This is a genomic window from Agrobacterium sp. SORGH_AS_0440, assembly GCF_031453135.1.
Classification (GTDB): Bacteria; Pseudomonadota; Alphaproteobacteria; order Rhizobiales; family Rhizobiaceae; genus Agrobacterium; species Agrobacterium pusense.
The window spans coordinates 1,591,173-1,607,769 of the sequence record NZ_JAVIYR010000002.1 but is presented as its reverse complement, the minus strand read 5'-3'; the positions used below and the strand labels follow the sequence as shown (position 1 = coordinate 1,607,769).

The following is a 16,597-nucleotide window of genomic DNA, read 5'->3' as shown; positions in this document are numbered from 1 at the left end:
CATTATTTGCTCACAATACGCTGGCAAGAGCTGCAATGCGTAGATGGTGGAACACGTAATGGTCGAAAAAAATGTCGCGTATAACCGGGACGCCCGGTCCGAAGGCTTCGCTGACAACGATCCTCTGGCAGAACTGGCGCGTATCGTCGGCTTCGAAGATCGTCCTTCGCATGCGGGTTCCGAAGCTGCGCCACGCGCTGCCTCACCGGTTGCCCGCCGCGAACCCGAATTTAATCTCGAGGACGAGCTGCTTCGGGAATTCGAGGTTTACGATGCGCCGCATGCCGATCCGGTCGTTCTTGATCCGGCAAACGATGTTCGTGCAGGCATCCATCCAAGCGATTTCATGCAGCGGGTCGAATCCGTTTTCGCTCGCCGCGAGCCCGAACTTGCGCCGGCAGCTGAACCGGAACCCGAGGTGACATTCGCTCCCGAAGCAGCGGAAGAGCTGCTTCCAGAGGTCAATGAGGCCTATATCCACAATTACGTCGAAACCCCCACGCAGGATATCCGGGCGGATTTCCGCGATGATGCCGGCGCGGTGGCTGAAGTTTTCGATGTGCATTCGCGCCAGGCGCGTCCTGCCGAGCCGATGGTCTACGAGCAGGCTGCCTCACAGGTGGCATGGGAGGAGCCGCAGGCCGCGGAACCCGTCCAGCCGGAATGGCACGCCATGCCGGAGCTTCCGGCAGATGTCTCCAGCAATATTGCTGCCGCCGCTTATGCTGCTACACCGGAGTCCCAGAGCCTCGATCTCGCCGATGAAGTGGAAATCGCCGTCGCCGAACAGGCGCCTGCTCCGATTTCCGTTCGTCCGCCATCGCATGGCGGCCGGTCTTCGCTGGAATTTTCGAGCCTGCGGTTGCCGCTTGCCAATTTCGGCGCCCGCCGCGATGTTTCGGCCGCCGACCCGAAGCGGGTTGAGCCGCGCTCCGAACGGCAGCCTGCCGCGGCCCGGGTAGAGCCGCAGGTCGAAGCCGCTCCCGTGCCTGCCGTCGTCCAGGCGGAAGAGACCGCGCCATCCTTCACGCCTTCGGTCGCCGAGGTCTTTACGCCTGCCGCAGAGCCTCTGACGGTTGAGGCTGCCGAGAAGCCCGCGGCGAAACATCTCTCGCCGATGGACGAGTTGATTTACGACGTCGCGAAATATTCCATTCCCGGTCGCGGTGAAGCGCCGCTCGTGCAGGCGGTCCCCGCAGCGCAGGCTGCCAAGGTTGAACCGCCCGTGGTTACTGCCGCTCCGGTGAAGGCAGCGCCGGTTGCCGATGCAGCGCCCGCAGCACCCCCGGAGGAGCTTGATTTCGCCGGCTTCAACGATGATGATTTCGAGCTTGCGCTTGACGATCTCGATCTCGATCTGGATCTGTCCGACATCGCTGAAGCGGAGGTCGCGCCAGCGCCTGCACCGCAGCCGGTCCGCCAGCAGCCGGCCGCGCCGGTGGCCGTTCAGGCACCCGCACCGCAGCCGGTGAAGGTGCAGCCCGCACCGCAGCCCCGGCCTGCGCCCGTTGTCGCACCTGTTGCTGCCGTTGCCGCCGCACCTGTTGCTGCCGCTCCGGTTCAGCCGCGCCCGGCCGCTCCCCAGCCTGTCGCGCCACAGACGCTGGAAAGCCTGCCTTTCGATCCCTCGCAGATCGGTGAGACGGAAGAGCATCCGGAAACCATCGTCGAGATGGATGTACCGGAACTGCCGGTTGGCGTTTTTGAGCCGAAGCCGGCTCCCCGCCGTCATGAGGAAGACCTCGACATCGACACCGAGCTTGCGACGCTGTTCGCTCCTGCTGTTGCCGGTGGTCTCGACCGCCACAAGCACGCGGAAAACCGCGGAGCTGCCCAGGCTCGTCCTGTTCAGGCTCCGGAAGAGGCCGACGAGTTCGAACGGGCGCTGGAAGAGGATTTCCGCCGCTCCATGCAGGAGGCTGCCGCTTCCCGTGGCAATGCGCCTCGCGAGCCCGAAAATACGTACGTCGACCATCAGGCTGCTTATCGTGATGAGGATGAACGCGGCGGTCGCCGCTGGATCATGCCGGTTGCGGCTGCCATCGGCCTGGTGCTGATCGGCGGCGGTGTTTACGCGCTGGTCTCCGGTGGTTCGTCGAGCACCGGTTCCAACGGCGCGCCGGTCATCATCTCCGCCGATAACGACCCGATGAAGGTCGTGCCGGAAAATCCGGGCGGTCGTGTCGTGCCGAACCAGGACAAGGCGGTATATGATCGCGTTGCCGGCGGCAGCGCTGCCGATCCGAAGCAGCCGGCGCTGATTTCCAGCAACGAACAGCCCGTGGACGTGGTTCAGCGGACTCTGATCCCCGAACAATTGCCGCTGGAAGGCGAAAACGACGCCGATATGGAAGCCGCTGGCACGCCGGTTGGCGAGACCGAGGATCCGCGCCTGCTTTCGCCGGAAGAAAAGGCCGCACAGAACGAAGGTTCGGCTGCGACCGGCGTTTCCCCGCGCAAGGTCCGCACTATGATCGTCAAGCCTGACGGCACGCTTGTCGCACAGGAAGTCGAGGTGCCGGCAGCCCAGCCGCCGAAGGCTGACAAGGTCGAGGAACTTGCTGCGCCGCAGACCGTCAAGCCGGGTGAGGGCGCTCCCGCCGTCATCGCCGCATCGCGGGTTCCGGTCGCGCCGGAACAGGCTCAGCCGCAGGCCAACACGCCTGCCGCCACCAAGCCGGCTGCGCAGTCCGCCGCGCCGCTTCCGGCAACACGTCCGTCCTCGCAGCCCGCAAACGTCGTGGCGACGGTGACCAATCAGGGCAATGTTCGTCCGACGACGACTGCGCCTGCTCAGCCGCAGGCCGCGCAGCAGCAGACCGCAGCCGCTACGCCGGCTGCGACCAGCACGCCGTCCGCCGGTGGCTACTATATCCAGATCGCGTCGCTGCCGAGCCAGGCGGAAGCGCAGAAGTCTTACCAGAACATGTCGGCCAAGTTCGGCTCGGTCATCGGTGGACGCGGCGTCGACATCAAGGCTGCCGAAATCGCCGGCAAGGGCACCTTCTACCGCGTCCGTATCCCGGCCGGTGACAAGAACGAAGCCGTGGCGCTGTGCGAAAAGTTCCGTTCGGCCGGTGGCAGCTGCCTGGTGGCGCGGTGATAGAGATGCGCCGGGGGTAGTACCCCGGCGCTGATTGTCTAACGACAGTGACGGAGCAGCCAACCTCCGTCATGCCGGACTTGATCCGGCATCCAGCCACGGCGCGTCTGCGCCGTGAAACGAGTCTTACGCGATCAACGACTTGATCGCGCTGGACCCCGGCTCGGAGGCCGGGGTGACGGACGGTAAACGTCGCTGCCCCGGCATTGGCCGAGGAGCAGGCAAAGTTCTTCCCATCTATTCTGTAACAGGCGTGACACCATGACCGATTGCAAAGCTATGATCCTCGGATGCAGCGGGCTTTCGCTGACTGCCGACGAGATTGCCCTTTACCGCGATGAGCAGCCCTGGGGTTTCATCCTGTTCGGGCGCAATATTGGCGAGCCGCAGCAGATCACCGATCTCGTCGCCGCCATGCGCGATGCCGTCGGGCGGGCAGATGCGCCGGTGCTGATTGATCAGGAGGGCGGACGGGTTCAGCGTATCAAGCCGCCGATCCTGCAGGCTTATCCGAATGCCCGCATTCTCGGTGAAATCTATGAGCGCGACCGGGGTGCCGGTCTGCGTGCCGCCTGGCTGATGTCGCGACTGCACGCGTTTGACCTGATGAAATTCGGCATCAATGTCGATTGCCTGCCGGTGCTCGACGTGCCGGTGGAAGGCGCCAGCAATGTCATCGGCAACCGTGCCTATGGCTATACGCCGACCATGGTGGCCGAGATGGGGCAGGCGGCGGCCGACGGGCTGAAGGCGGGTGGCATGCTGCCTGTCATGAAACATATGCCGGGTCATGGTCGCGGCATGGTGGATTCGCATCATGAACTGCCTGTGGTCGACGTGCCGCTCGATGAGCTGGATGCGCATGACTTCGTGCCCTTCCGGGCACTGAACCGCGAATTGATGGCGATGAGCGCGCATCTTGTGTTCAACGCCGTCGACCGCGAACGGCCGGCGACGACATCACCGAAGGTGATCGAGGAGATTATTCGCGGGCGGATCGGATTTGACGGCCTGCTGATGTCCGACGACAGTTCGATGAACGCGTTGAAGGGCACGCTGGGTGAAAGAGCTGCGAATATTGTTGCTGGCGGCTGCGATATAGTCTTGCATTGCAACGGCGTGATGGGTGAAATGCTCGAGGTTGTGAAAGAGGTTCCCGTTCTTTCCGGCCGGTCGCTGGAGCGGGTGCGGGCAGTTGAAGCGGGTTTCCCGACTGCGGACCCATCCGACGAAGCGGAACTGAGAGCCGAATTCAACGCCATGTGGGCCGTTTCCTGACAGTCGGGCGGCCGCTTACTCGGGATCAAGGCCGGAAGCTCCGGCGGATGGAACGATGGCCGCAGACAAATCTCGCAATTCAACGCCGATGGACAAGCTCTGGCAGGATGTGACGCCGGAGCGGCTGACGGGTGAGGCCGGACTGGTCATCGATGTCGCGGGTTTCGAAGGCCCGCTCGATCTGCTGCTGCATCTTGCCCGCACGCAGAAGGTCGATTTGTCGCGCATTTCGGTGCTGGCGCTTGCCGAGCAATATCTGCAATTCGTGGAAAGCGCGCGGCGCGTGCGCATCGAGTTGGCGGCCGATTATCTGGTCATGGCGGCGTGGCTCGCCTTCCTCAAGTCCAAGCTTCTCATTCCGCAGCAATCCAAGGATGACGGCCCCTCGGGTGAGGAAATGGCCGCAACCCTTGCCTTCCGGCTGAAGCGGCTGGAAGCGATGCGCGAGGCGGCGGAACGCCTCGTCAACCGCGCCCAGCTCGGCCGCGATGTGTTTGCCCGCGGCGCGCCGGAGCATATTCCGCACATCAACCGCTCTGCCTACGAGGCGAGCCTTTATGACCTGCTCAGCGCCTACGCCAATCTGCGGCAGAGACAGGCGATCACCCAGGTCACCATTGAAAAACGGCAGGTCTGGTCGCTGGTGGAGGCGCGGGAGCTTTTAACCGGTCTCCTCGGCGATGTCGGAGAATGGACCGCGCTCGATCAATATCTGCTGCAATATGTCCCCGATCCCGCGATGCGGGTGACGGCGATCGCCAGCGCCTTTGCCGCGTCACTGGAACTTGTGCGCGAGGGCACGCTGCAAATCCGGCAGGAGGGCGCTTTCCAGCCCATCTATATGCGCCGTGGCACGAGGGATGATCGTGCGGCGGTCGCCGAGAGGACTGACAATGACTGATAATGATGAGACAGCCGAGGCGACGATCGCGACGGATGGGGTGGGACTAGAACCCACGGTATTTTCCGAGCGCCAGTTGAAAGAGGCCGAGCGGATCGCCGAGGCTTTGGTTTTCGCCTCGGCCGAGCCGGTCTCTCCGGGTTTCATTGCGGAGCGCCTGCCGCGCGGCATGGATGTCGACGCCGTTCTTCAGCATCTGAAAGCCGCTTATGCGGGCCGGGGCGTCAATCTCGTGCAGGTGGGCGGGCAATGGGCCTTCCGCACTGCCGGCGATCTTTCTTTCGTCATCCGCGCCGAGGAAAAGGAACCGAAGAAGCTCTCTCGCGCGGCGCTGGAAGTCCTGGCGATTATCGCATATCATCAGCCGGTCACACGCGCTGAAATCGAGGAAATCCGCGGTGTTCAGACCTCGCGCGGCACGCTTGACGTCTTGATGGAGGCGGGCTGGGTCCGGTTTCGTGGCCGCCGTCGCACCCCCGGCAGGCCGGTGACGATCGGTACCACGGTTGAGTTTCTCGACCATTTCGGCCTCGAGGAGTTGCGCGACCTGCCGGGGCTCGAGGAGCTGAAGGGAGCAGGGCTGCTTTCCGGCCGCATACCTTCCAATTTCGGCGTGCCCCTGCCGATGATGAGCGACGAATTGCGTGAGGATGAAGACCCGATCACGCAACTTGATCTGGAAGAGCTGGGCCTGCTTGCGCCTGGTGGTGGCGACGGCGACGATTGAGATCGTTATCGCGCGGGCGACACGACGCAAAAACTTTATGCTCACACCCTGTTGAAGCGGCAATTTGTTGTTTGAAAAAGCCTTTCAAACGTCTTACATCGTCTGAAAGCGAAATTCAGGAGTTTCAGTTATGGGTTCTTTTAGTGTGTGGCATTGGCTCATCGTGCTGGTGATCGTTCTCGTCCTTTTCGGACGCGGCAAGATCCCGGAATTGATGGGCGATGTCGCCAAGGGCATCAAGAGCTTCAAGAAGGGCATGGCTGACGAAGACCAGACGCCGCCGCCGGCCGATGCCAACACGAAGACCGTCGACCACAAGGCTGACGAGATCAAGTAAGCGGCCCTGCCGTTTGGTTTGAGACTGACGCGCGTTAGGGTCTCGGGAGCATATTGATGTTTGATATCGGCTGGAGCGAGCTGCTGGTGATTGCGGTCGTACTGATCGTGGTTGTCGGGCCGAAAGACTTGCCGCCCATGATCCGCGCCTTTGGCAAGACCATGGCTGGCCTTCGCAAGATGGCGGGGGATTTCCGTACCCAGTTCGATGAGGCCCTCAAAGAGGCCGACATGGACGATGTGCGCCAGACCATATCGGATGTCCGCAATCTCAACCCGACCAACTCGCTGCGTGATGCGATGAACCCGCTTCGCCAGCTCGGCAACGAGATCAAGTCCGATCTTCAGAAGGCGACCACGCCGCCTGACGGCCTGTCATCCTCGCCTGCTACGTCGACCGCAGCACCGGCGACCAGTGAGCCGGTTGCACCGCTCGTCAGCATTCCCGAGCCTGAGATGAAGCTGCCGGATACCCCGCCCGTGACTGCCAGCGCCCCCGTTGCGGCACCGGTCGTACCGGCGGAAAAGCCGAAGCGTGCCCGGGCTAAATCGGTTGCGACCGTCGAGGCTGAAGCGGTTGCCGCCAAGCCGAAACGCGCCAGCCGCGCCAAAGCGGTCGCGGCGTCCGAACCCGTGGCTGTCAATTCCACGGAGACTTCAGCTGCAAAGCCGACCGTAAAAGCCGTCGCGAGAAAAGCGGCCGCCAGGAAAGTCGTGGCTGAAAAGCCTGTCGTGGCCGCCGATGCCAAGCCGGTGAAGCCGGCGAGAACCAAGGCTGCAAAGCCCAAAAAGGATGAAGCATGAGCGGGGACATCGAGGACAAGCCGCAGCCGCTTATCGAACATCTGATGGAACTGCGCACACGGCTGATTTGGTCGCTGGGTGCGTTCTTCGTTGCCTTCATCGCCTGTTTTGCCGTTGCCAAGCATCTCTTCAACCTGCTTGTCATTCCCTATAAGTGGGCGGTTCTCTGGGCTGGCCTTGATGTGACGAAGTCGTCGCTGATCTATACCGCGCCGCAGGAATTCTTCTTCACGCAGATCAAGGTCGCCATGTTTGGCGCGATGGTCATCTCCTTTCCGGTGATCGCCTCGCAGCTTTATAAATTCGTGGCACCCGGCCTCTACAAGAACGAGCGCGCCGCTTTCCTGCCCTTCCTCGTCGCATCGCCGATCCTGTTCCTCATCGGAGCGGCGCTCGTCTATTTCTTCTTCACGCCCATGGTAATGTGGTTCTTCCTCGCCATGCAGCAATTGCCGGAAGATGGCGAGGTTGCGATTTCGCTGATGCCGAAGGTGTCGGAATATCTGAGCCTCATCATGACGCTGGTGCTGTCCTTCGGTCTGGTGTTCCAGCTGCCCGTGGTTACGACGCTTCTGGCGCGCGTGGGCCTTCTGACCAGCGACTGGCTGCGTGAGAAGCGCAAGTTCGCGATTGTCATGGCCTTTGTGGTCGCCGCCGTGCTGACCCCGCCGGATCCGATGTCCCAGATCGGTCTTGCACTGCCTGCGATCATTCTCTACGAGATTTCCATCTACATGGCTCGACTCGTGGAGAGGAAGCGCGCTGCGGAATCCGCAAGCACGGAGCTGGAGGAGACCTGAGTTTTCGAAGGTCTCGCCGCTCAAGACATCTCCTCGCGCCGGGCTTCTGCCCGGCGTTTTGCTGTAAAACATCGGTGATGCAACAACGGTCTGGAACGACGATGCACGACATTAAATGGATACGTGAAAACCCCGAAGCTTTTGACGCGGCGCTCGCACGCCGTGGCGCGGAGCCTGCGGCCGCAGGTCTGATCGCGCTCGATGAAAAGCGCCGTTCCGTCATCCAGTCCCTGCAGGACATGCAGTCCCGCCGCAATGCCGCCTCCAAGGAAATCGGCGCCGCCATGGCGCAGAAGAACATGGAGCTTGCGGAAAAACTTAAAGCCGAGGTCGCCGACCTCAAGGACAAGATGCCGCGCGCCGAGGAGGAGGACCGTCAGGTCACCGCCGAGTTGAACGACGCCCTGTCGCGCCTGCCGAACATGCCCTTCGACGATGTGCCCGATGGCAAGGACGAGCATGACAATGTGGTGACCCGCGTCGTCGGCCAGAAGCCCGGCTGGAACCATGAGGCCAAGGAACATTTCGAAATCGGCGAAGCGCTTGGTTATATGGATTTCGAGCGGGCCGCCAAACTTTCGGGTTCGCGTTTCACCGTTCTCACCAGCCAGCTCGCGCGGCTGGAGCGGGCGCTCGGCCAGTTCATGATCGACCTGCACACCTCGGAACATGGCTATACCGAAGTTTCCTCGCCGCTGATGGTGCGCGACGAGGCGATGTTCGGCACCGGGCAATTGCCGAAATTCTCCGAGGATCTGTTCAAGACCACCGATGGCCGCTGGCTGATCCCGACGGCGGAGGTGACCCTGACCAACCTCGTGGCCGGCGAAATCCTCGAGCAGGAAAAGCTGCCCCTGCGTTTCACCGCACTCACACCGTCCTTCCGCTCGGAAGCGGGTTCGGCAGGCCGTGACACGCGCGGCATGCTGCGCCAGCACCAGTTCTGGAAGTGCGAGCTCGTCTCCATCACGGATGCGGAAAGCGCTGTCGCCGAGCATGAGCGCATGACGGCATGCGCCGAGGAGGTGCTGAAGCGGCTGGGCCTGCATTTCCGCACCATGACGCTCTGCACCGGTGACATGGGCTTTGGCGCGCGCAAAACCTACGATCTGGAAGTGTGGCTGCCCGGTCAGAATACCTATCGCGAAATCTCGTCCTGCTCGGTCTGCGGCGATTTCCAGGCGCGCCGCATGAATGCGCGTTATCGCGGCAAGGACGGCAAGGCGACGAAGTTCGTGCATACGCTGAACGGTTCCGGCACGGCTGTCGGCCGCTGCCTGATCGCCGTTCTCGAAAATTACCTGAACGACGATGGCTCTGTCACAATTCCTGATGTGCTGCTGCCCTATATGGGCGGTCTGACGCGGATCGAAAAGGCGGCTTGATTTCAAAGATGCCGACATGCCGGACTTGATCCGGCATCCATCCAGCCCAAGTCGTTGGGCTGAAAAGGGCTATTCCCGTGGCGCAGACACGCGTCGACTGGATCCCGGCTCAAGGCCGGGATGACGGTTCGGGGAGTGTTCTGCCTGAGCAAAATGAAGAGCGGGAGGAAAACATGCGGATTTTGCTGACAAACGACGACGGTATCCACGCCGAAGGGCTGGCCGTGCTGGAGCGTATCGCTCGCACGCTCTCCGACGACGTCTGGATCGTCGCGCCGGAGACAGACCAGAGCGGGCTTGCTCACTCCCTGACGCTGTCCGAGCCGTTGCGTCTTCGCAAGGTTTCCGACAAGCATTTCGCTCTGCGCGGCACGCCGACTGATTGCGTTATCATGGGCATTCGCGAGGTTCTGCCGGAAAAGCCAGATCTCGTACTGTCAGGTGTCAATGCCGGCGCCAACATGGCCGATGATGTGACCTATTCCGGTACGATTGCCGGGGCCATTGAAGGCACGCTGCAGGGCGTGCGGTCTTTTGCGCTCAGCCAGGCCTTCAGCCATGCCGAAGGCCGCGTCGTGCCGTGGGAGGTGGCCGAGACCTATGCGCCCGATCTCATTCGCAAGCTCATCGATGTCGATCTGCCTGACGGCACCTTCCTCAATCTCAATTTTCCCAATTGCGCGCCAAAGGATGTGCAGGGCGTGTCCGTCACGGGGCAGGGCAAGCTAGATTTCGGCCTGACGGTGGAAGAACGCCAGGATGGCCGCGGTTTTCCCTATTACTGGCTGCGTTTCGGCGAACGCATGGGCACCTTCCGCGAAGGCACCGATATCCACGCCTTAAAGCATGGCAAGATTTCCGTCACGCCGCTGAAGCTTGACCTGACGGATTACACGGTGAAGGATCGGGTTGCGCAAGCGCTTGGATTCGGAGTCGCCGATTGAAATCTGCCATGGTCGAAAAGGAAGGTTTTGCAGCTCTCGTTCTGCGCTTGCGGGGCGAGGGGATTTCCGATCTCGACCTGCTGACGGCGGTTGAGCAGACGCCACGATCCAAATTCGTGCCGCCGCAATTTGCCGCCGACGCCTATTCCAGCCGCACCATCCCGATAGACTGCGGGTCCTTCATGGAAGGGGCCGACATGGCGGTGAAAATCCTTGCCCGCCTGCAGCTGAAACCCGGCCAGCGCGTGCTGGAAATCGGTACCGGCAGCGGTTTCATGACGGCGATCATTGCCCGCCGGGTGGAGCGTGTCTTTTCGCTGGAACGGTACAAGACGCTGGTGCAGCAGGCGCAGAACTGTCTCGATGATCTTGCAATCCGCAACGTCGTCATCCGCCAGGCGGATGGCAGCAACGGCCTGGTGGGTGAGGGCACTTTTGACCGAATCGTTTCCACGGCGGCCTTCACCACCATGCCCCGTTTCTTTGCCGAGCAGATCGTTTCCGGCGGCATGATGATCGCGCCGATCATCGTTGAAGGTGATCGCTGCGTGATGACGCGCTTTTCCAAGACCGGCAGCCGCTTCGAGAAGGAAGAACTGTTCGAGGCGCCCTACCTGCCGCTCAGCACCCATATTGCGCGTCATTTGTGACAAAATGAAAATTTTGGAGACATTGTATTTTGGTCTCCTAATGTTCGGAATTTCCGCAAGCATCTGATTTTAAGAGATTTTATTGTTTCATCATGGCGCATCCTGTCTTCGTCATGGTTATCGAAGTGTCAAAAAAGCGCCAAACGGCTTAACGTTTTAACGGCGTGGTAACACTAACGCGCTTTAATCATAAACATCGACGCATGGTTTTCCCCATCTCGGGAAATGGGCCTTGCAAGAATTGAAATTTGTGCCGGATCGATCTCGATGCGGCGGGTTGGCGTCAGTGTAGATCGAGTCATGCGTATGAGACATTCGTCTAAAATCGGAAAATCAGTCGCAAAAATGTTCGCAGCGGCATTGCTGGCAAGCGTCGCAACGGGCTGTAGCTCGGATGCAACGCGGTTCAGCGGCCTCTTTTCCAGTGGACCGGATCAGATGACCACGGCGTCAATTCCTGCCCGTCAGGGCGGCGGTGCTTACGGGCAGGCCCCGGTTCCGCAGGGCGACATGAATGGCGGTTACGCCTCTGCCGCGCCACAGGGAGGTTATGCCAACCAGAACATGGCCGGCAATTCCTATCCGCAGCAATCGGGCGGTTACGGCGGCGTTCAGCCGTCCACGGCCCGCGCCTCGGCCTCGCCGGTGCAGCGTTCCGAGCTGTCCGCGCCGACAGCCGTGGCAAGCCGCGATCCGTCGACCCGCAACGAAGCCATGGCCCAGCCTTTCCCGTCCGCCCAGCCCAAGGCCGCGCCGTCTCTGGCAGCGCCCGCACGGCAGGCTGCCGCACCCGCCGCTGACAACCTGACCACCGCGACCGTTCGTTCCGACAAAAACGGCTGGCACACCGATGGCGCCGCCTCCGTGACCCTGCGTCCCGGCGAAAGCATCGCGACCCTCTCCAACCGCTACGGCGTTCCGGAAAAGGAACTGCTGCGGGTCAATGGCCTGAAGACCGCTTCCGCCGCACAGGCCGGCCAGTCGATCCTCATTCCGAAGTTCGGCCAGGTCCGCAACGCCGCCAAGGATGCCGCCGGAGATATTGCGCTCAACCGCAATGGCGACCAGCCGACACCGCTGCGTGCGCCGGATGGAAACGTGGCCGTGCTGCCGTCGCAGGCCGCCGCCCGTGACAAGGTTTCTGCTGAAGCTGGCAAACTGACGCCTCCGGGCGGCAAGCCGCTGCCGCCTTCTGGTGGCTACAAGGTTCAGCCGGGCGACAGCCTCGCCAAGATCGCCCGTGCAAACGGCGTGTCGGTGGCTGCTCTCAAGGCGGCAAACGGTCTCGGCAACGAAAGCATCCGCGTCGGCCAGACGCTCAACATGCCGGGTGCTTCGACGGATGCCATCAAGACCGCTTCCGTTCCCGCCAAGGAAGCCGCAAAGCCCGTCGAAACCGCATCCGTCAAGCCGGAGCCCTATAAGGCGCCGGCCGCCGCCGCCGCTCCGGCTGCGCCCGCAACTCCGGCCACCGCCAGTGTCAGCGATATCGAGAAAAAGGCCGACATGGCGTCGGTCGCACCGGAATCCACCGGCATCGGCAAATATCGCTGGCCGGTGCGCGGCGCGGTCATCAATAATTTCGGTGACAATGTCGAAGGCAGCCGCAACGACGGCATCAACATTTCGGTTCCCGAGGGCACGCCGATCAAGGCCGCTGAAAACGGTGTCGTCATCTATGCCGGCAATGGCCTGAAGCAGCTCGGCAACACGGTTCTTGTCCGCCATGACGACGGCAAGGTCACGGTATATGGCAACGCTGCCAATCTCGACGTGCAGCGTGGCCAGAAGGTTCAGCGCGGCCAGACCATCGCCACCTCGGGCATGACCGGCAGCGCCAAACGTCCGCAGGTTCACTTCGAAGTTCGCAAGGATGCGACGCCGGTGAACCCATCCACTTTCCTTGAATAGGTATTGCGTCTCAAGGAATGATGAAGCCGGGTGATGAGCCCGGCTTTTTCATTTTATGGGGTGATGCGTGCGGAAAAAGTTCTGGAATGGGTGCCTCGGGCTTAGTGGGCATTGGTTTCTCGCGGTTTTCTCCTCCGTCATGCCGGACCCGATCCGGCATCCAGTCGACGCGCGCCTGCGCGGCGGAATGAGTCTCCTCAGCCCAAGGACTTGGGCTGGCTGGATACCGGCTCAAGGCCGGTATGACGGATTTGGGGATGCAGCCCAAGTCAGGTCGAGCCGCTACGTGTCTAACCCCTGACAAGACCCACCGTCGTCTCGATGAAGTCGGCAATCGCGCCGGTATCGTCGAGATCAAAAACCGGAAGCGCCGTGTCCGTCACCGCGTGATCGGCGGCAATGGCGACGATATGCGGATCGAGCGGCGCCAGCGGTTCCGTTTTCGCCGCCTCAACCCGGCGCGCTTCGATTTTCGGCACCGGCTCGTATTTATAACCTTCGATCAGCACCAGGTCGCACGGCGCGAGGCGGGAGAGGATGTCTTCGAAGGAGGGCTCCGGTTCGCCGCGCAATTCATGCATGATGGCAAAGCGGGTGCCGGAAACGATGGTGACCTCGTGCGCGCCGGCCTGCCGGTGACGCCAGCTATCGGCGCCGACCTTATCGATATCGAAATCGTGATGGGCGTGCTTGATGGTGGAGACACGGTAGCCGCGCGCGGTCAGTTCGGTGACGATGCGCACGGCAAGACCAGTTTTGCCCGAGTTCTTCCAGCCGGCGATGCCGAAGACCTTTTGTGCCGTCATGCTTCCATGCTCTCCAGATAGCTGCGCGCCAGTGCAAGCTCATCCGGCGTGTTGATGTTGAAGAACGGATCGAGGCTGCCCTTTGCCGTTTCCAGCGGCGCAAATGCAACCCCAATCGTGACATGCCGGGCAAGATAAGCGCGGATGCGCCGGTTGGCATCGTTCTTCAGCCATGCCTCGAGATCATCGGCGAGAGCGACCGGCCACAACGCAAAGACCGGATGAAGCTGGCCGCTGGAGGCGGCAATGACGATTGCATTGTCCGACAGGTGTTCGCAAAGCCGCATCACAAGATCGTCAGGGAAAAACGGGCTGTCGGCGGGCGCTGTCAGAAAGTGGCTGACCGCGTCGCCGCGGTGCTGGAAATGGCGCATGCCGGCCAGAACGCCCGCGAGCGGACCGGCATGGCCGTTCAGCGTATCGGGCAGCAGCGGCAGGCCGAAACTTTCCGCCCAGCCATTGGCCGCATTGATGGTGACGTCGCAGACCTGCGGCGTGATGCGGCTGATGACACGGGACATGAGAGGCGCATCGCCCAATTGCACCATCGCCTTGTTGCTGCCCATACGCCGCGAAAGCCCGCCGGCGAGTACCAGGCCGGGTATTTCAAAAGGGGCCGTCATTCCCGCTTTTCCTGCAGCCTTACGATATAGGTGGTGAGGAGGGCGACAAGGCCGGTCGCCAGCATCACCAGAAGAAGCGGCCAGGTTCCATCCTCTTTTGAAAGAACCGAGGAGGCGAGAACCGAGAGTGCCGCGCCGCCGCCAATGGTCATGGCGCCGCCGAGACCGGAGGCTGAGCCAGCCAGATGCGGCTGGACGCTGACCATGCCGGCATTGGCGCTGGGCAGCGTCACGCCGTTGCCGACGCCGATCAGGGAGAGCGGCACAAAAAACGCATAGGCGCTTTCCGCCCCGACCGAGATCAGTGCGATGGCGGTGATGATGCCGGCAATGCCGATGACATTGCCCGACAGCATCATGCGGGTGATGCCGATTTCGCTGGCATAACGACCGGAGATGAAGTTGCCGAGCATATAACCGCTGGCCATGAAGAAGAATTGCAGGCCGAGCATGGCCGGCGAAAGCCCATAAAGCACGCTGCCGACAAAAGGTGCGCCGCCGAGAAAGGAGAAGAACATGCCCGATGAGAAGGTCGAGGTCAGGGCGTAACCCCAGAACAGCGGCGAGCGCAGAAGTTCCGGCCAGGCATGGAACTGCTGCGAGAAGCTTGCCGATCTGTTGTGGTTGGTTTCGCCGAGATCGAGCCAGGCGAGCGCCAGGATGCCGAGGCCAAGCAGACAGAGGAGGGCGAAGCTCGATTGCCAGCCCGAGATGTCATTGAGCAGGCCGCCAACCGTTGGTCCCACCATCGGCACCACGGACATGCCCATCGTCACATAGCCGATCATCGAGGCCGCCTGTTCCATGGGCACCATGTCGCGCACGATCGCGCGGGCGAGCACGAAGCCGGAAACGACGGCCGCCTGCGCCACGCGCCCGATCATGAAGACAGTGATATTGGGCGCCAGCATGCACACAAGCGTCGCAACGATCATGACGGCGATGCTGGCGAGCATGACGGGGCGGCGCCCGAAGAGGTCGGAGAGCGGGCCGATGACGAGCTGCAGGCAGGCGGTGGCGGCGAGATAACCCGAGACGGCGAATTGCATCACCGCGTAATCGGTCTCGAAATACACTGCCATCGTCGCAAGCGAGGGCAGGAACACATTCATGCACAGCGCCGCGACACCGGCGATGACGACCAGCGTGATGATGTGGGGTGGGGTGGTTCTGTCCAGAAAACGGCCGCCGTTCATGTCATTCCCCCGCCTCTTCCGTAACGGCAGCTTTCGTTACGGAAGCCGGCCGTACGGTGGTCACGGCAGTGGGGGTGGCGGCCGCGCGCTTGGCCATCTGCGAGCGCTTGCGCAGACTTTCCCGGTAGAAGGTATAAAGGCCCGAACCGATGATGATCATGGCGCCGATGATGGTGTAATTGTCGATCTTCTCGTTGAAGAAGAATATGCCGATCATGAAACCCCAGAGCAGGCCGGTATAACGGAACGGTGCGACGAAGGAAATTTCGCCCGATCTCATCGACAATATGATCGCCTGGTAGCCGACCAGCACCAGAATGGCCGAGGCGGCCAGATGCGAGACGATCGTGACGTTCATAGGCTGCCAGCCGCCGAAGGGCAGGATCAAGAGGCCGCCCACTGCCATGTTGACGAAGGCGGTGATGACGGTGATCGCAAGCGAAGGCACATCGGCGTACATTTTACGCGTCAGCAGATCACGCGCGGCGGTGACGGCCAGCGATGCGACAACCAGCAGCGCGCCCGGCGTAAAGCCTTCCGGGCCGGGCCGGATGATGACGAGCACGCCGATGAAACCGACGATGATCGCCACCCAGCGCCGCCAGCCCACAGGTTCGCGCAGGAACAACGCCGCACCCAGCGTCACCACCAGCGGCAGGGACTGCAATATGGCCGAGGCATTGGAAAATTCGATGAGGCCGAGCGCCGTCAGATAAAGAACGGCGGCGGTCACCTCGCAGAGACAGCGCAGGATGATGATGGGGCGCAAAAGGGTTTTCAGGGGCCGGAGCGCGCCGAAATGCCGGGCCGCGATATAGATCAGCACAACGGTCATGATGCCGCGGACGAACATGATCTGACCGGTGTTGATGTAGGGGGTGACGGACTTCGTCAGCGCGTCGTTGGCCGTGAAGCTTGCCATTGCGAGCGCCATGAAAAGCGCGCCGCGCGTATTGTCCGTCAATGCCATTCCCAAATATCCCAGACCATGCGCGGTTTACTCCGTCCGCCCCTCCGGGCGATCTGGAGCCGCCGTTACGGCGCAACCACGCATTCCTCCATATAAAGAGACGTGGCACGGCAGAGCGGGCAATTCAACCGTTTATATGGGTGGGTGGATGAGAAAGACGTTC

The 16,597-nt window shown here is 61.9% G+C and carries 15 protein-coding genes; 11 read left to right on the top strand and 4 right to left on the bottom strand.

Annotated features, from left to right (window positions below):
* Nucleotides 1-58 precede the first annotated feature (58 nt).
* The 11 genes from QE453_RS17145 (at nt 59) to QE453_RS17095 (ending at nt 12,839) form a co-directional block, all read left to right on the top strand.
* Entirely contained in the window at nt 59-3,103 is a 3,045-nt protein-coding gene (locus tag QE453_RS17145; RefSeq protein ID WP_309777557.1) for an SPOR domain-containing protein, read from the top strand.
* A gap of 261 nt (nt 3,104-3,364) precedes the next feature.
* On the top strand, nt 3,365-4,381 hold the full coding sequence (nagZ, locus tag QE453_RS17140; RefSeq protein ID WP_022556274.1) for a beta-N-acetylhexosaminidase: 1,017 nt from the start codon (nt 3,365-3,367) through the stop codon (nt 4,379-4,381).
* A gap of 55 nt (nt 4,382-4,436) precedes the next feature.
* Nucleotides 4,437-5,282: a ScpA family protein gene (locus tag QE453_RS17135; RefSeq protein ID WP_034498970.1), complete on the top strand. Its 846-nt coding sequence runs from the start codon at nt 4,437-4,439 to the stop codon at nt 5,280-5,282.
* Nucleotides 5,275-6,009 carry an SMC-Scp complex subunit ScpB gene (gene scpB / locus QE453_RS17130; protein ID WP_004442146.1) on the top strand — a complete coding sequence of 245 codons (735 nt, stop codon included), beginning with the start codon at nt 5,275-5,277 and terminating at the stop codon, nt 6,007-6,009. Before QE453_RS17135 ends, scpB begins: the two co-directional genes overlap by 8 nt.
* A gap of 130 nt (nt 6,010-6,139) precedes the next feature.
* On the top strand, nt 6,140-6,346 hold the full coding sequence (locus tag QE453_RS17125) for a twin-arginine translocase TatA/TatE family subunit (RefSeq protein ID WP_003509722.1): 207 nt from the start codon (nt 6,140-6,142) through the stop codon (nt 6,344-6,346).
* 56 nt (nt 6,347-6,402) lie between these two features.
* On the top strand, nt 6,403-7,149 hold the full coding sequence (gene tatB / locus QE453_RS17120) for a Sec-independent protein translocase protein TatB (RefSeq protein ID WP_309777545.1): 747 nt from the start codon (nt 6,403-6,405) through the stop codon (nt 7,147-7,149).
* Entirely contained in the window at nt 7,146-7,949 is an 804-nt protein-coding gene (tatC, locus tag QE453_RS17115; RefSeq protein ID WP_022556270.1) for a twin-arginine translocase subunit TatC, read from the top strand. Before tatB ends, tatC begins: the two co-directional genes overlap by 4 nt.
* 101 nt (nt 7,950-8,050) lie before the next feature.
* A complete protein-coding gene (gene serS / locus QE453_RS17110; protein ID WP_309777543.1) occupies nt 8,051-9,334 on the top strand; it encodes a serine--tRNA ligase in 1,284 nt (427 codons plus the stop codon).
* A 173-nt stretch (nt 9,335-9,507) separates the two neighbouring features.
* Nucleotides 9,508-10,278 (top strand): 5'/3'-nucleotidase SurE, encoded by a 771-nt coding sequence (gene surE / locus QE453_RS17105; protein ID WP_004442133.1) that lies wholly within the window; start codon nt 9,508-9,510, stop codon nt 10,276-10,278.
* The gene (locus QE453_RS17100) at nt 10,275-10,928 is read left to right on the top strand and encodes a protein-L-isoaspartate(D-aspartate) O-methyltransferase (RefSeq protein WP_022556269.1); all 654 of its coding nucleotides are present in this window, start codon (nt 10,275-10,277) and stop codon (nt 10,926-10,928) included. Before surE ends, QE453_RS17100 begins: the two co-directional genes overlap by 4 nt.
* A 345-nt stretch (nt 10,929-11,273) precedes the next feature.
* Nucleotides 11,274-12,839 carry a peptidoglycan DD-metalloendopeptidase family protein gene (locus tag QE453_RS17095; RefSeq protein WP_037093448.1) on the top strand — a complete coding sequence of 522 codons (1,566 nt, stop codon included), beginning with the start codon at nt 11,274-11,276 and terminating at the stop codon, nt 12,837-12,839.
* Nucleotides 12,840-13,129: 290 nt separating this feature from the next.
* Here QE453_RS17095 and mobB read toward each other — a convergent pair whose 3' ends face one another.
* From mobB to QE453_RS17075, 4 genes are read right to left on the bottom strand one after another with little or no spacing between them, the layout of a single operon-like run.
* Nucleotides 13,130-13,645, bottom strand: a complete 516-nt coding sequence (gene mobB, locus QE453_RS17090) for a molybdopterin-guanine dinucleotide biosynthesis protein B (protein ID WP_035211513.1) — start codon at nt 13,643-13,645, stop codon at nt 13,130-13,132.
* The gene (mobA, locus tag QE453_RS17085; RefSeq protein WP_309760657.1) at nt 13,642-14,268 is read right to left on the bottom strand and encodes a molybdenum cofactor guanylyltransferase MobA; all 627 of its coding nucleotides are present in this window, start codon (nt 14,266-14,268) and stop codon (nt 13,642-13,644) included. Before mobA ends, mobB begins: the two co-directional genes overlap by 4 nt.
* Nucleotides 14,265-15,464, bottom strand: a complete 1,200-nt coding sequence (locus tag QE453_RS17080; protein WP_309777541.1) for a multidrug effflux MFS transporter — start codon at nt 15,462-15,464, stop codon at nt 14,265-14,267. The genes mobA and QE453_RS17080 overlap by 4 nt, the downstream gene beginning before the upstream one ends.
* A 1-nt stretch (nt 15,465) precedes the next feature.
* Nucleotides 15,466-16,434, bottom strand: a complete 969-nt coding sequence (locus QE453_RS17075) for a DMT family transporter (protein WP_045533712.1) — start codon at nt 16,432-16,434, stop codon at nt 15,466-15,468.
* Between the last annotated feature and the right edge of the window lie 163 nt (nt 16,435-16,597).

What these genes read in the sequence shown, in the direction of transcription:
- tatC (WP_022556270.1), top strand. Translation starts at nt 7,146, where the DNA reads ATGAGCGGGGACATCGAGGACAAGCCGCAGCCGCTTATCGAACATCTG.
- surE (WP_004442133.1), top strand. Translation starts at nt 9,508, where the DNA reads ATGCGGATTTTGCTGACAAACGACGACGGTATCCACGCCGAAGGGCTG.
- mobA (WP_309760657.1), bottom strand. Translation starts at nt 14,268, where the DNA reads ATGACGGCCCCTTTTGAAATACCCGGCCTGGTACTCGCCGGCGGGCTT.
- QE453_RS17145 (WP_309777557.1), top strand. Translation starts at nt 59, where the DNA reads ATGGTCGAAAAAAATGTCGCGTATAACCGGGACGCCCGGTCCGAAGGC.
- QE453_RS17075 (WP_045533712.1), bottom strand. Translation starts at nt 16,434, where the DNA reads ATGGCATTGACGGACAATACGCGCGGCGCGCTTTTCATGGCGCTCGCA.
- scpB (WP_004442146.1), top strand. Translation starts at nt 5,275, where the DNA reads ATGACTGATAATGATGAGACAGCCGAGGCGACGATCGCGACGGATGGG.
- QE453_RS17125 (WP_003509722.1), top strand. Translation starts at nt 6,140, where the DNA reads ATGGGTTCTTTTAGTGTGTGGCATTGGCTCATCGTGCTGGTGATCGTT.
- QE453_RS17095 (WP_037093448.1), top strand. Translation starts at nt 11,274, where the DNA reads ATGTTCGCAGCGGCATTGCTGGCAAGCGTCGCAACGGGCTGTAGCTCG.
- mobB (WP_035211513.1), bottom strand. Translation starts at nt 13,645, where the DNA reads ATGACGGCACAAAAGGTCTTCGGCATCGCCGGCTGGAAGAACTCGGGC.
- QE453_RS17135 (WP_034498970.1), top strand. Translation starts at nt 4,437, where the DNA reads ATGGCCGCAGACAAATCTCGCAATTCAACGCCGATGGACAAGCTCTGG.
- QE453_RS17080 (WP_309777541.1), bottom strand. Translation starts at nt 15,464, where the DNA reads ATGAACGGCGGCCGTTTTCTGGACAGAACCACCCCACCCCACATCATC.
- tatB (WP_309777545.1), top strand. Translation starts at nt 6,403, where the DNA reads ATGTTTGATATCGGCTGGAGCGAGCTGCTGGTGATTGCGGTCGTACTG.
- nagZ (WP_022556274.1), top strand. Translation starts at nt 3,365, where the DNA reads ATGACCGATTGCAAAGCTATGATCCTCGGATGCAGCGGGCTTTCGCTG.
- serS (WP_309777543.1), top strand. Translation starts at nt 8,051, where the DNA reads ATGCACGACATTAAATGGATACGTGAAAACCCCGAAGCTTTTGACGCG.